Origin of the sequence: Streptomyces solicavernae, from assembly GCF_029968095.1 — a bacterium.
In the GTDB taxonomy this organism is placed as follows: Bacteria; Actinomycetota; Actinomycetes; order Streptomycetales; family Streptomycetaceae; genus Streptomyces; species Streptomyces solicavernae.
The window spans coordinates 186,024-199,417 of sequence record NZ_JASCIR010000007.1 but is presented as its reverse complement, the minus strand read 5'-3'; the positions used below and the strand labels follow the sequence as shown (position 1 = coordinate 199,417).

12 protein-coding genes are annotated in these 13,394 nt (G+C 73.0%); 11 read left to right on the top strand and 1 reads right to left on the bottom strand.

Annotation, left to right across the window (positions count from 1 at the left end; translation table 11 throughout):
* The first annotated feature begins 109 nt into the window (after positions 1-109).
* From QIS99_RS11660 to QIS99_RS11650, 3 genes are all read left to right on the top strand, one after another.
* The gene (locus QIS99_RS11660; RefSeq protein WP_282513128.1) at positions 110-1,144 is read left to right on the top strand and encodes a hypothetical protein; all 1,035 of its coding nucleotides are present in this window, start codon (positions 110-112) and stop codon (positions 1,142-1,144) included.
* A gap of 62 nt (positions 1,145-1,206) precedes the next feature.
* Positions 1,207-2,391 (top strand): type VII secretion-associated serine protease mycosin, encoded by a 1,185-nt coding sequence (gene mycP / locus QIS99_RS11655; protein WP_282513186.1) that lies wholly within the window; start codon positions 1,207-1,209, stop codon positions 2,389-2,391.
* A 25-nt stretch (positions 2,392-2,416) separates the two neighbouring features.
* Positions 2,417-3,154 (top strand): SseB family protein, encoded by a 738-nt coding sequence (locus QIS99_RS11650; RefSeq protein WP_282513126.1) that lies wholly within the window; start codon positions 2,417-2,419, stop codon positions 3,152-3,154.
* Positions 3,155-3,206: 52 nt separating this feature from the next.
* On the opposite strand, the gene QIS99_RS11645 is transcribed toward QIS99_RS11650, so the two are convergent.
* Positions 3,207-3,578 (bottom strand): DUF1844 domain-containing protein, encoded by a 372-nt coding sequence (locus QIS99_RS11645; protein ID WP_282513124.1) that lies wholly within the window; start codon positions 3,576-3,578, stop codon positions 3,207-3,209.
* 409 nt (positions 3,579-3,987) lie between these two features.
* Here QIS99_RS11645 and infC point away from each other — a divergent pair, with 409 nt between their 5' ends.
* From infC to QIS99_RS11605, 8 genes are all read left to right on the top strand, one after another.
* The gene (gene infC, locus QIS99_RS11640; RefSeq protein ID WP_282513185.1) at positions 3,988-4,635 is read left to right on the top strand and encodes a translation initiation factor IF-3; all 648 of its coding nucleotides are present in this window, start codon (positions 3,988-3,990) and stop codon (positions 4,633-4,635) included.
* Between the two features lie 115 nt (positions 4,636-4,750).
* The gene (gene rpmI, locus QIS99_RS11635) at positions 4,751-4,945 is read left to right on the top strand and encodes a 50S ribosomal protein L35 (RefSeq protein WP_004933563.1); all 195 of its coding nucleotides are present in this window, start codon (positions 4,751-4,753) and stop codon (positions 4,943-4,945) included.
* A 101-nt stretch (positions 4,946-5,046) separates the two neighbouring features.
* Positions 5,047-5,433, top strand: coding sequence for a 50S ribosomal protein L20 (gene rplT / locus QIS99_RS11630; RefSeq protein WP_282513121.1), 387 nt, complete (start codon positions 5,047-5,049; stop codon positions 5,431-5,433).
* 195 nt (positions 5,434-5,628) lie between these two features.
* Positions 5,629-6,465 (top strand): TrmH family RNA methyltransferase, encoded by an 837-nt coding sequence (locus QIS99_RS11625; protein WP_282513119.1) that lies wholly within the window; start codon positions 5,629-5,631, stop codon positions 6,463-6,465.
* A gap of 112 nt (positions 6,466-6,577) precedes the next feature.
* The gene (locus QIS99_RS11620; protein ID WP_282513117.1) at positions 6,578-7,816 is read left to right on the top strand and encodes a sensor histidine kinase; all 1,239 of its coding nucleotides are present in this window, start codon (positions 6,578-6,580) and stop codon (positions 7,814-7,816) included.
* A 152-nt stretch (positions 7,817-7,968) separates the two neighbouring features.
* A complete protein-coding gene (gene pheS / locus QIS99_RS11615) occupies positions 7,969-9,096 on the top strand; it encodes a phenylalanine--tRNA ligase subunit alpha (RefSeq protein WP_282513115.1) in 1,128 nt (375 codons plus the stop codon).
* Positions 9,096-11,663, top strand: a complete 2,568-nt coding sequence (gene pheT / locus QIS99_RS11610) for a phenylalanine--tRNA ligase subunit beta (protein ID WP_282513112.1) — start codon at positions 9,096-9,098, stop codon at positions 11,661-11,663. The genes pheS and pheT overlap by 1 nt, the downstream gene beginning before the upstream one ends.
* Before the next feature lie 365 nt (positions 11,664-12,028).
* Positions 12,029-13,375: a transcriptional regulator gene (locus tag QIS99_RS11605; RefSeq protein WP_282513110.1), complete on the top strand. Its 1,347-nt coding sequence runs from the start codon at positions 12,029-12,031 to the stop codon at positions 13,373-13,375.
* Positions 13,376-13,394 lie beyond the last annotated feature (19 nt).

Below are 13,394 nucleotides of genomic sequence, written 5' to 3'. Positions count from 1 at the left end.
CCCAGGCCCAACGCCCGCAAGCCCAACGCCCCCTGGCCCCAAGCCCGTTGGCCCGGCGCCCGCAGCCCCCGCACCCAGTCCCGCCGAGACCACCGCGCGGCTGCGCCCCGTGCCTCCGGCACCCGGCGAGCAGCAGCAGCCCGTACGCCGTACCGGCTCCGCACCCCTGCCCCCCGAGGCCCCCCGCCACCCGCAGCCGCCCCGGCCCGAGCCGCAGGCGGCGCCCCAGCCGCCACCGCAGGCGCCACCCCAGCCGCCGGTGCCGCCGCGGCGGCCCGTCGGCTCCGTCGACCTCACGCCGCAGCCCGGTGCCGGGCGGCCCCTCCACTTCGGCCGGCCCGCCGTCTTCGACGACCGGACCGCGCGGCTGCGCCCCGTCCCGGCCCGCAGCAAGCCCCGGCTCGCCGCCGTCGCCGCCTGCCTGGTGCTCGGCTTCGGCCTCATCGGCGGTGCGGTGACCGGGAGTTGGCTCACCGGCGAGGCCGACGGCGCCCCCAGCGCCGAGCGCGTCTACACCGCCGCCGGTGCGGCCTGGCACAACGCCGAGGTCGACACGCTCTTCCCGCCCCGCATCAAGGGCGACGGCGCGGGCCCCGGCGGCGCCGACCGCGTCTGGACCCGTATCGCCGTCGCCCCCGACAGCGGCTGCAAGGACGCCCTGGACCCGCTCCTGCGCAAGGCCCTCCAACCCGTCGGCTGCGAACGCCTGTTGCGCGCCACGTACACCGACGCCACCCGCAGCTATGTCACCACCGTCGGCATGATCTTCACCAAGGCCGACGCCGCCTCGATGGGCTCCCTGCGCACCCGCTTCACCGAGGAGGGCCTGGACAAGCGCGACGACCTGATGCCACGCCCGTACGCGAAGAAGGGCACCGTCGCCGCCGGCTTCGGGGACGAGCAGCGCGCCAGCTGGACGGTCTCGGTGCTCACCGACGCGCCCGTCGTCGTCTACGCCGTCTCCGGCTTCGCCGACGGCCGCGAGGTGTCCGCGCCCGAGCCCGCCGCCGAGGCCATGAAGTCCGGCGCCACCAGTGCCCCCGCCCAGTCCGGCCTCGGCCACGAGGCGAAGGGACTCGCCGACCAGGTGGAGCGGGCCCTGCGCAAGACGGCCAAGGCGGCCTCGGAGGAGGAGCCCGCATGAGCGCCCGTACGACAAGCGCCCGTACGACAAGCGCCCGTACGGCAAACACCCGTACGGCAAACATGAGCGCCCGTACGAGAACCAGGCCCCGTCGGCTCGGCCCGCTGCGCAAGGGCGGCACGCTCCTCGCCGCCGCCGCGCTCGCTCTGCTGCCCGCCGCCACCGCCCGCGCCGACGGGATCCGCACCCAGCAGTGGGGCCTGGGCGCGCTCAACACCGCCGAGGCCTGGCAGAGCACGCGCGGCGCGGGCGTCACCGTCGCCGTCCTCGACACCGGCGTCGACGACCAGCACCCCGACCTCGCGGACAACGTCCTGCCCGGCAAGGACATGATCGGCTTCGGCGCCGGCCGCGGCGACCGCCCCTGGGCCCGGCACGGCACCGCGATGGCCGGGATCATCGCAGGTCACGGCCATGGCTCCGGGAACGACGAGGGCGTGCTCGGCATCGCGCCCGAGGCCAAGATCCTCCCCGTGCGGGTGATCCTCGAAGACGGCGACAAGTCCCGCAAGAAGGCCCGCTCCACCCGCTCCGGCGCCCTCGCCGAAGGCATCCGCTGGGCCACCGACCACGGCGCCGACGTCATCAACATGTCCCTCGGCGACGACAGCGAGTCCGCCCACGCCGACGCCACCGAGGACGCCGCCGTCCAGTACGCACTGAAGAAGGGCGTCGTCGTGGTCGCCTCGGCCGGCAACGGCGGCGAGGAGGGCGACCACATCTCGTACCCGGCCGCCTACCCGGGCGTCATCGCCGTCGCCGCCGTCGACCGGTACGGCGACCGCGCCCCCTTCTCCACCCGCCGCTGGTACGCCACGGTCAGCGCGCCCGGCAAGGACATCGTCATCGCCGACCCGGACCGCGAGTACTACCGCGGCTGGGGCACCAGCGCCGCCTCCGCCTTCGTCTCCGGTGCCGTCGCCCTGGTCCGCTCCGCCCACCCGAACCTCCGGCCCGCCCAGATCAAGCGGCTCCTTGAGGACACCGCCCGGAACGCCCCGGACGGCGGCCGTGACGACTCCCGCGGCTACGGCCTGGTCGACCCCGCCGCCGCCATCGAGGAGGGCGGCAACCTGGGGCCCGGGAAGCCGACCCCGGCCGGGTACGCGGACCAGTACTTCGGCAGCGGCCCCGACGCCGACCCCGACGACTCCGCCGCCTGGCTCGGCCCGCTCGCGGGCAGCCTCGGCGCGGTCTGCCTGGTCGCGGCCGTCGTCCTGTGGCGCGGCCGCCCCGACGCCTACTGAACCGCCCCCGGTAGGGTCGAGGACCGTGGCGAACAAGAACATCCCGGACTCCGGCTTCCCCGACGACGACGGCTCCGCCGACCCGCAGCTGAGCGCGGCCCTCGCGGCCTGGGCCGGGGACCGTTCCCCTGCGAGCGGCCGCGCCGTCCTGGAGAACCTGCCGGGCACCCGGCTCCTCGTACCCGTCGTAGCCGTACTGGGAGAGGTCGAGGAGGACGAGAACGGCCTGCGCCGCGAGAAGACCAGCGACATGGCCGTGCCCATCCTCAAGGCCGGCGGCCGCAGCGCCCTGCCCGCCTTCACGTCCACCCAGGCCCTCGCCCTGTGGGACCCCGAGGCCCGCCCCGTCGCCGTACCCCTGCACCAGGCCGTGCAGGCCGCCGTGCACGAGAAGGCCGACACGATCGTCCTAGACGTCGCAGGACCCGTGCCCTTCGAGCTGCCCCGCCCCGCCCTGCTCGCCGTCGCCGAGGGCCGCACCTCCACCGACCCGCTCGCCGACCCCGCCGTCACCGAGGCGGTACGCGCGATCGTCGCCGCCGAGCCCGCCGTGCTCCGCGCCCACCTCGGGCCGGGCAGCGCCGACGGCACCCTCGCCCTCGTCCTCGGGCCCGACGCCGTACCCGCCGAGGCCGCCCGCCGCATCGCCGAAGCAGTCGCCGCAGACGAAACACTGAGGGCCCGCCTGGTGCGCGGCCTCGACCTGGCACTCCTGCCCGCCGAGGCGACGCCACCGGGCGAGCCCCTCTACGTACGCGCCTGATTGCGCGCCTGATTGCGCGCCTGCGTACGCGCCTGATCGCGCGCCCGAGCTCTCAGCCGAAGACCGGGCCCGTGTACTTCTCGCCCGGGCCCTGACCCGGCTCGTCCGACACGAGCGACGCCTCGCGGAACGCCAGCTGCAGCGACTTCAGGCCGTCCTTCAGGGGCGCGGCGTGGAACGAGCTGATCTCGGTCGTGCTCGCGTCGAGCAGTCCGGCCAGGGCGTGCACCAGCTTGCGGGCCTCGTCCAGGTCCTTGTGCGCGTCGCCCTCCTCGGTCAGGCCGAGCTTCACGGCGGCGGCGCTCATCAGGTTGACCGCGACCGTCACGATCACCTCGACCGCGGGGACCTCCGCGATGTCACGGGTCATGGCGTCGAAGTCGGCGGAGGTGTCTTCGCCGGGGGCGGGGGTCGCGTCGCTCATGGCTTGCTTCTACTTCCTGACTGCTGCTACAGAGGGGTCCGGCGGCTGCCGGGCCGGACCAGCCTAGGCGCTGTCCACCGGCGTGACTGCCGCACCCCCGAACGCTGGTATGCTGGTGAACCGACCGGCCGGACACGACTGATGAACTTCAGGCGAACCGGCCCACAAGTGGAGGCTCCGCTCTCCCACCTGACCGCCCTCAGGGCGGCGGGTCACCGGTCCGACGGCCACCCCGAGTGGCGGTCCTCTGCGCCCCGCGTACGACGCGGCGGTGCTCCGGTAAGTGATGGAGCCCCGCATGTGATCGTCTCCGGGGCATTTTTCGTGCGCCGGCGCGGTTAGGTCTTACGAAAAGAGACGTTACGCGGCAGTCCGCCAGGCCGTCGCGTGGTGCTACCGAGGAGGATCCATCAGCGCCGAGCCCCGCATCAACGACCGGATTCGCGTTCCCGAGGTGCGACTTGTCGGTCCCAGCGGCGAGCAGGTCGGGATTGTTCCGCTTGCCAAGGCCCTGGAGCTTGCGCAGGAGTACGACCTCGACCTCGTCGAGGTCGCGGCGAACGCCCGTCCGCCTGTCTGCAAGCTCATGGACTACGGGAAGTTCAAGTACGAGTCGGCCATGAAGGCCCGTGAGGCGCGCAAGAACCAGGCGCACACGGTCATCAAGGAGATGAAGCTCCGGCCGAAGATCGACCCGCACGACTATGACACCAAGAAGGGTCACGTCGTCCGGTTCCTCAAGCAGGGCGACAAGGTCAAGATCACGATCATGTTCCGTGGTCGCGAGCAGTCCCGGCCGGAGCTCGGCTACCGGCTGCTGCAGCGCCTCGCGGAGGACGTCCAGGACCTCGGGTTCATCGAGTCGAACCCGAAGCAGGACGGCCGCAACATGATCATGGTCCTCGGTCCGCACAAGAAGAAGACCGAGGCGATGGCCGAGGCCCGTGAAGCCCAGGCCGCCCGCAAGGCGGACGCTCCGGGCACCACGTCCCGCCGGGACCGCGCCGCGGACGAGCAGTCCGCCGAGGAGCCGGCCGAGGAGCCCGCCGAAGCCTGATCCGAGACCCGGGGCGCGAGCCCCGGACCGTCCCGGACGCAACCGATACAACTGACGCTCCCGCCTGCCCGACCGGGCTCGGTGGGAGGGCCACTGACGAGGAGAGAACGGCGCTATGCCGAAGAACAAGTCGCACAGCGGTGCCAGCAAGCGCTTCAAGGTCACCGGCTCCGGCAAGGTGCTCCGTGAGCGCGCCGGCAAGCGCCACCTGCTTGAGCACAAGTCGTCCCGCGTGACGCGTCGCCTCACCGGCAACGCCGAGATGGCCCCGGGCGACGCCGCGAAGATCAAGAAGCTTCTCGGCAAGTGACGTCGCGGCCCCCGAGACAGGGGGCCGGACGCCTGGACCGGGACCTATTCGACACCGGGCCGTGTGAGGACCACCACGGCCCCGCTACAAGGAGTTAACAAGTGGCACGCGTCAAGCGCGCAGTCAACGCGCACAAGAAGCGTCGGGCGATCCTCGAACAGGCCAGCGGCTACCGCGGCCAGCGTTCGCGCCTCTACCGCAAGGCGAAGGAGCAGGTCACCCACTCCCTCGTCTACAACTACAACGACCGCAAGAAGCGCAAGGGCGACTTCCGTCAGCTGTGGATCCAGCGCATCAACGCCGCTGCCCGCGCCAACGGCATCACCTACAACCGCTTCATCCAGGGTCTGAAGGCCGCCAACATCGAGGTGGACCGCAAGATGCTGGCCGAGCTCGCGGTCAACGACGAGAACGCGTTCGCCGCGCTCGTCGAGGTTGCGCAGAAGGCGCTGCCGAGCGATGTCAACGCGCCTAAGGCTGCCGCCTGAGTGACGGGTTGAGCTGAGCCCTGTTGGACCCGCAGACCCCTCGTGGGCTGCGGGTCCGACTGCGTCCGGCTCCTCGCCTGCCGATGACTGTTCGTCGCCGTCTGCCGCGCCGTCGTGGCTGGTCGCGCCCCGCGGCGGAGCCGCTGATGTCACAGCCCCGCGCCCCTGAAGGGCGCTCCTGACAAGGTTGATTTCATGGGTGCCCCCGAGTTGATCTCCCCCCGCTCCCCGCGCGTCAGTGCCGCGCGGCGGCTGGCCAAGCGGAACTTTCGCGGCAAGGAGCGGCTGTTCCTCTCCGAAGGACCGCAGGCCGTGCGGGAAGCCGCCGGGCACCGCAGCTCCGGCGGGGCGACCCTCGTCGAGCTGTTCACCACCGTCGAGGCCGCCGAGCGGTACGCCGACATCGTCGGGGCCGCGCGCGCCGCCGGCGCCCGGGTGCACCTCGCCGACGAGGCCGTGATCGCCGACATCTCCACCACCGTCACGCCCCAAGGGCTCGTCGGCGTCTGCCGGTTCCTCGACCAGCCCTTCGCCGAGATCCTCGCCGCCCGGCCCGGACTCGTCGCCGTACTCGCCCACGTACGCGACCCCGGCAACGCCGGCACCGTGCTGCGGTGCGCCGACGCCGCGGGCGCCGACGCCGTGGTCTTCACCGACGCCTCCGTCGACCTCTACAACCCCAAGGCCGTACGCGCCTCCGTCGGCTCGCACTTCCACCTGCCGGTGGCCGTCGGCGTACCCGTGGAAGAGGCGGTAACAGGGCTGCGGAAAGCGGGAGTTCGGGTGCTCGCCGCCGACGGGGCCGGGGACCGGGACCTCGACGACGAGCTCGACCACGGCCGCCTGGGCACCCCGACCGCCTGGGTCTTCGGCAACGAGGCCTGGGGCCTGCCGGAGGAGACCCGCGCACTCGCCGACGCGGTGGTGCGCGTGCCCATCCACGGCCGCGCCGAGAGCCTCAACCTCGCGACCGCCGCCGCCGTGTGCCTGTACGCCTCCGCGCGCGCCCAGCGCACCGGGACCACCCGCTGAGGGGGGTCCGCCGCGTCACCTCGAACTAGTAAGGTGACGGGCTCGGGGGCCCACGTGTCAGCATCGACCGCCGCGCGGGGACCCCAGCCCAATCCAGAGGTGGGGTACGGGGATGAGCATCGGCACCAGCAGGCCCAGGGGAGGGCGTGGCTCCGCCGTGCGTCCCCCCGCGCCCCGCGCCGGTGACCCCCACGAAATCGGCAACGAACCCGGCCACGACCTTGGCCACGAACCCGGCCACGAACTCGGCCACGAACTCGGCCTCGACCCCGACGACCTGCCGGACGGCCTGGTCGTCGCCGACGAGTCCGGCCGGGTCGTCTGCTTCAACGCCGCCGCCGTACGCATCACCGCGGTCAGCGCCGCCGACGCCATCGGCGCACCCATCGAGCGCGCCCTGCCCCTGGAGGACCTGGAGGGCCGGCGCTGGTGGCAGCTGACCGACCCGTACGGCGGGCTCGCCACCCGCACCGGGCAGCCCGAGCGGAACCTGCTCCTCCCCGGCGGCCGCGAGGTCCTGGTCACCGCGCGGTACGTCCGCACCCGCCCCACCGGACCGCTGCGCCGCCTCGTCGTCTCGCTGCGCGACACCGAGGCCAGGCGGCGCACCGAGCGCAGCCACGCCGAGCTGATCGCCACCGTCGCGCACGAGCTGCGCTCGCCGCTGACCTCCGTGAAGGGCTTCACGGCGACGCTGCTCGCCAAGTGGGAGCGGTTCACCGACGAGCAGAAGAAGCTGATGCTGGAGACCGTCGACGCCGACGCCAACCGCGTCACCCGGCTCATCGCCGAGCTGCTCGACATCTCCCGCATCGACTCCGGGCGCCTCGAAGTGCGCCGCCAGCCGATCGACATGGGCGCGGCCGTCGGACGCCACGTGCAGGCCCACGTCGCCGCCGGCAGCCCCGCCGACCGCTTCCTCGTCCGCGTCCGGCACCCGCTGCCCGATCTGTGGGCCGACCCCGACAAGATCGACCAGGTGCTCAGCAACCTGCTGGAAAACGCGGTGCGCCACGGCGAGGGAACCGTCACCATTGACATCGAGCCCGTCGAGCCCGTCGAGCCCGTCGAACCCGTCGAACCCCCTGAACCCGTCGAGCCCACCGCCCCGGTCGGCACGACCATCACCGTCAGCGACGAGGGCCCAGGCATCCCGGAGGAATCCATGAACCGCGTCTTCACCCGCTTCTGGCGGGGCAGCAAGCGCGGCGGCACCGGGCTCGGGCTCTACATCGTGAAGGGCATCGTCGAGGCCCACGGCGGCTCGATCACCGTCGGGCGCGGGCCCGCGGGCGGTGCCGAGTTCCGATTTACGTTGCCCGTGGCGGCGCCCGCTTATCTCACCAGCTGAGCCAGGGCCACCACGGGCGCCCTCGCCTGCCTCACCCCCGTTAGACTCGACCTTTGGCACATTGCGTCCCGCAACCAGGGATGGCTCGTCATCGAGGGCGGTACGAGTCGTGGACGGGGCCATCCGCCAGCCAATCGGAAGCACGGGAAGAGATGTCGGCACCGAACAAGTCGTACGACCCTGTCGAGGTCGAGGCACTGAAACCGGAAGAGATCGAGCGCATGCGGGACGAGGCCCTCGCCGCCTTCGCCGCCGCGGACTCGCTCGACGCGCTTCAGGCGGCCAAGGTCGCGCACGCCGGCGGCACCTCGCCGCTGTCGCTCGCCAACCGCGAGATCGGCGCGCTGCCGCCGCAGGCGAAGGCCGAGGCCGGCAAGCGCGTCGGCCAGGCCCGCGCCGCCGTCGGCCGGGGCCTCGCCGCCCGCCAGGCCGAGCTGGAGGCCGAGCGGGACGCCCGCGTGCTCGTCGAGGAGGCCGTGGACGTCACGCTGCCCTACGACCGCACGCCCGCGGGCGCCCGGCACCCGCTGACCACGATCATGGAGCGCGTCGCGGACGTCTTCGTGTCCATGGGGTACGAGGTCGCGGAGGGCCCCGAGGCCGAGGCCGAGTGGTTCAACTTCGACGCCCTGAACTTTGTGCCGGACCACCCGGCGCGGCAGATGCAGGACACCTTCTTCGTCCAGGGCCCGGAGGGCACCTCCGGCGACGAGTCGGGTGTCGTCCTTCGCACCCACACCTCGCCGGTGCAGGCCCGCGCGCTGCTCGACCGTGAGCCGCCGGTATACATCGTCTGCCCGGGCCGCGTGTACCGCACGGACGAGCTCGACGCCACGCACACCCCGGTCTTCCACCAGATCGAGCTGCTCGCCGTCGACGAGGGCCTCACCATGGCCGACCTCAAGGGCACCCTCGACCACATGGTCAAGGCGCTCTTCGGTCCGGACATGAAGACCCGGCTCCGCCCGAACTACTTCCCCTTCACCGAGCCGTCCGCCGAGATGGACATGGTGTGCTACGTGTGCCGGGGCGAGTCCGTGGGCAACCCGGACCGGCCCTGCCGCACCTGCGGCAGCGAGGGCTGGATCGAGCTGGGCGGCTGCGGCATGGTCAACCCGCGCGTGCTGACCGCGTGCGGCGTCGACCCCGAGAAGTACAGCGGATTCGCCTTCGGGTTCGGCATCGAGCGGATGCTGATGTTCCGCCACAACGTCGAAGACATGCGAGACATGGTCGAGGGTGACGTCCGGTTCACCCGGCCGTTCGGGATGGAGATCTGATGCGGGTCCCGCTTTCTTGGCTGCGGGAGTACGTCGACCTGCCGGCCGGCGAATCCGGTCGCGACGTACAGGAGAAGCTCGTCGGCGTCGGCCTGGAGGTCGAGACCGTCGAGCACTTGGGCGCCGACCTCAAGGGTCCGCTCGTCGTCGGCCAGGTGCTGACCATCGAGGAGCTGACGGAGTTCAAGAAGCCGATCCGCTTCTGCACCGTCGACGTCGGCCGGGCCAACGGCACCGGCGAGCCGCAGGAGATCGTCTGCGGCGCCCGGAACTTCGCCGTCGGCGACAAGGTCGTCGTGGTCCTGCCCGGCGCCGTCCTGCCCGGCGGCTTCGCGATCTCCGCGCGCAAGACGTACGGCAAGAAGTCCCACGGCATGATCTGCTCCGGCGACGAGCTGGGCATGGGCGACGACGGATCGGGAGGCATCATCGTCCTTCCGCCCGAGCACGAGGTCGGCACCGACGCGATCGAGCTGCTCGAACTCGTCGACGAGGTCCTGGACATCGCCGTCACGCCCGACCGCGGCTACTGCCTGTCGATGCGCGGCGTCGCCCGCGAGACCGCCACCGCGTACGGGCTGCCGCTGCGCGACCCGGCGCTGATCGACGTGCCCGCGCCCAACGCGCACGGCTACCAGGTGGAGGTCGCCGACCCGGCCGGCTGCGACCGCTTCACGGCCCGCACCGTCACCGGCCTCAACCCGGAGGCCCGCTCGCCGATCTGGCTGAAGCGCCGCCTGCAGAAGGCCGGCATGCGCCCGATCTCGCTCGCCGTCGACATCACCAACTACGTGATGCTGGAGCTCGGCCAGCCGCTGCACGCCTACGACCGGTCCCTCGTCCAGGGCACCATCGGGGTCCGCCGCGCCGAGCAGGGCGAGAAGATCACCACCCTCGACGGTGCCAAGCGCGTCCTCGACGCCGCCGACCTGGTCATCACCGACGACCGCGGCCCGATCGGCCTCGCCGGTGTGATGGGCGGCGCCGACACGGAGATCGCCGACCACGAGGCCGACGCCGGCACCGCGGACGTCGTCATCGAGGCCGCGCACTTCGACCAGCTCTCCATCGCGCGCACGGCCCGCCGCCACAAGCTGTCCTCCGAGGCGTCCAAGCGCTTCGAGCGCGGCGTGGACCCGCAGGCCACCTCGGCCGCGGCCCAGCGCACCGTCGACCTCCTTGTGCTGCTCGCGGGCGGCACCGCAGAGGCGGGCGTCACCGAGGTCGTCGCGCCGGGCGCCCCGCGCACGCTCACCATCCCGGCCGACCACCCGGACCAGGTCGCGGGCGTGGCGTACGGCCGGGAGACCGTCGTACGCCGACTCCAGGAGGTCGGCTGCGACGTATATGGAAATTCGGCCGCGTGGAACGCGTCGTTGGGGGGCGGTGGCCGGGAGACGGGCGGGCAGGACGCCCTGACCGTCACCGTGCCGTCCTGGCGACCCGACCTCACCGACCCGAACGACCTGGCCGAAGAGGTCATCCGCCTGGAGGGGTACGAGAACCTGCCCTCCACGCTGCCCAAGGTGCCCGAGGGCATGGGCCTGACCGAGCGGCAGCGCACGCACCGCCGCGTCGGCCGCGCCCTGGCCGGCGCCGGGTACGTGGAGGCGCTGAGCTACCCGTTCATCGGCGAGCAGGTCTTCGACGAGCTGCACCTGGAGGCGGACGACCCGAACCGCCGCGTGGTGAAGCTCGTCAACCCGCTCTCCGACGAGGAGCCCGCGCTCCGTACGACCCTGCTGCCCGGCCTGCTCGCCGCGCTGCGCCGCAACGACAGCCGCGGCAGCCACGACCTGGCCCTCTTCGAGACCGGCACCGTCTTCCACCCGAGGCAGGAACAGCGCACCGCGGTCCGGCTCCCGGTGGACCGGCGCCCGACCGAGGAGGAGCTGGCGGGCCTGGACGAGGCGCTGCCGTACCAGTGGCGCAACGTCGCGGTCGTCCTCACCGGCGCCCGTGAGCAGGCCGGTTGGTGGGGCAAGGGCCGCCCGGCCGACTGGGCGGACGCCGTCGAGGCCGCCCGCGTGGTCGCCCGCGAGACCGGGGTCGAACTGACCGTCCGCCAGGGCCAGTACGGGCCGTGGCACCCGGGCCGCTGCGCCGAGCTGGTGCTCGTGGCCGAGGGCCCGGAAAAGTCCGAGAAGGTCGTCGGGTACGCGGGCGAGCTGCACCCCCGCGTCATCAAGGCCCTCGGCCTGCCCGCGCGCACCTGCGCCATGGAGCTGGAGCTCGACGCGCTCGTCACCGACGAGGTGCTGCAGGCGCCGCGGATCTCCACGTTCCCGGTGGCCACGCAGGACGTCGCCCTGGTCGTCGACGCGGACGTGCCGGCCGTCGAGGTCGAGCGCGCGCTGCGCGAGGGCGCGGGCGAACTGCTCGAATCCCTCCGCCAGTTCGACGTGTTCACCGGCGAGCAGCTCGGCGAGGGCAAGAAGTCCCTCGCGTACGCGCTGCGCTTCCGCGCCGCCGACCGGACGCTGACGGTCGACGAGGCCAGCGCGGCCCGCGACGCCGCCGCGGCCCTCGCGGGCGAGCGGACGGGCGCGGTGGTGCGCGGCGCATAGCGCGCAAGTTCCCCGACGAGGGGCGCACTTGGGAAACCGGGTGCGCCCCTCACTCGTCCGCCCTGCGTCATACGCCCTGCGTCGTCCGCCGGACCGCGGACGTACCTGGCAGAACGGTCCGACGGGCGACGTGTGGGTGGGCCGCCGCTGTGTCGAGGGGGGAGCCGACGGCCCGGCCTCTCTGGCTCGGCCAGAGACCCGGCCCAGGGGGGACCGGACGGAGCCCAGTCAACCGAGCCGCGGCCGCCGCGGGCAGCGCGCGTACCGCCCCGGTACGGGCACTCGGTTCACACCCCGTGTGAAGCCGGTCCCAGTACGCTGACCGCACGGAGCCATCGGAGGGCGAGACAAGCCCGGAGGGCCACATGCAGCCCAACACCCTGCTCGACGCGATCCTCGACGAGGCCGGAGTCTCCCACGCGGGACTGGCCGCCCATGTCAACCAGGCAGGCAAGGCCCGAGGCCTGGCCCTGCGGTACGAACACACCGCCGTGGCACGGTGGTTGAAGGGTCAGCGGCCGCGCGGCCAGGTGCCCGACCTGATCTGCGAGGTGCTCGCCGGCCGCCTGCACCGCAGCGTCACGCTCGACGACATCGGGCTCGGGGTGCCCCCAAACGCCACGGACCCGCACGGCGCCGGCGGCACGCTCTCCGGATTCGTGGAGCGGGCCACCGCGCTGTGGCGCTCCGACGAACAGCAGCGCCCGCACCTCCTCGGCGCCCCCGCCGTCACCGGAACGCCCGCCGTCATGCCCGTGTGGGAGTGGGAGAACCCGCCGGAGGACGTGGACGTGTCCCGGGGCGGGCGGCACCGGGTCAGCATGACCGACATCGACATGCTGCGCTCCGCCCGCGCGCACTACGAGCAGATGTACCGCAAGACCGGCGGCATCGCGACGCGCGCCCGCATCGTCGGCTTCCTCAACGCCGAGGCGGCCCCGCTGCTGCGCGGCTGCTACACCGACGCCACCGGGCGCCAACTGCACCGCGCCACCGGAGGGTTGGTGGCCGTCGCCGGGATCTGCGCCTACGACTCGGACGCGCACGGGCTCGCGCAGCGGTACTTCCACCAGGCGCTGCGGCTCGCCAAGGCCAGCGGGGACCGGGGGCTCGGGGCGTACGTGATAGCGCTGCTCGTCAACCAGTCGCTCTTCATGCGGGAGTTCCGGCAGGCGGTGGCGTTCGCGGAGGCCGCGCTGCGCGCCGCGGGCCGGCACCTCACCCCGGCGCTCGCGGCCGACCTGTACGCGATGCAGGCCAAGGCGTACGCGCACCTCGGCGACGGCGGCAGCGCGCTGTCCTGCATCCGCCGGGCCGAATCCGCGGCCGAGCGCATCCACCGCGGCCAGGAACCCGACGAGACGGGGTACGTGCAGCCCGGGCTCGTCAACGTACAGGTGGCGGAGGCCCTGTTGAGCCTCGGCGACCTCACGGCGGCGCGGGAGCACTCGACGGCGGCCGTGGACACCCCGGCCCACGACCGGGGGCGGGTGCACCGGCTCGCCGTGCTCACCCAGGTCGAGCTGCGCCAGGGCGATGCGGACAAGGCGGCGGCCACGGCGGTCGAGATGGCCGAGCAGGCGCGGGGCATGGAGTCGCGTCGGCTGCGGGACCGGCTGCGCGCGGTGCGCGAACATCTCGTACGCAACGGCTGTTCGGGCACGGCGGAGGCGGCGGCGCTGATCGACGGGGCGCTGCGGGTGCCGCTGTAGTCCGGACGCCGCGACTCCC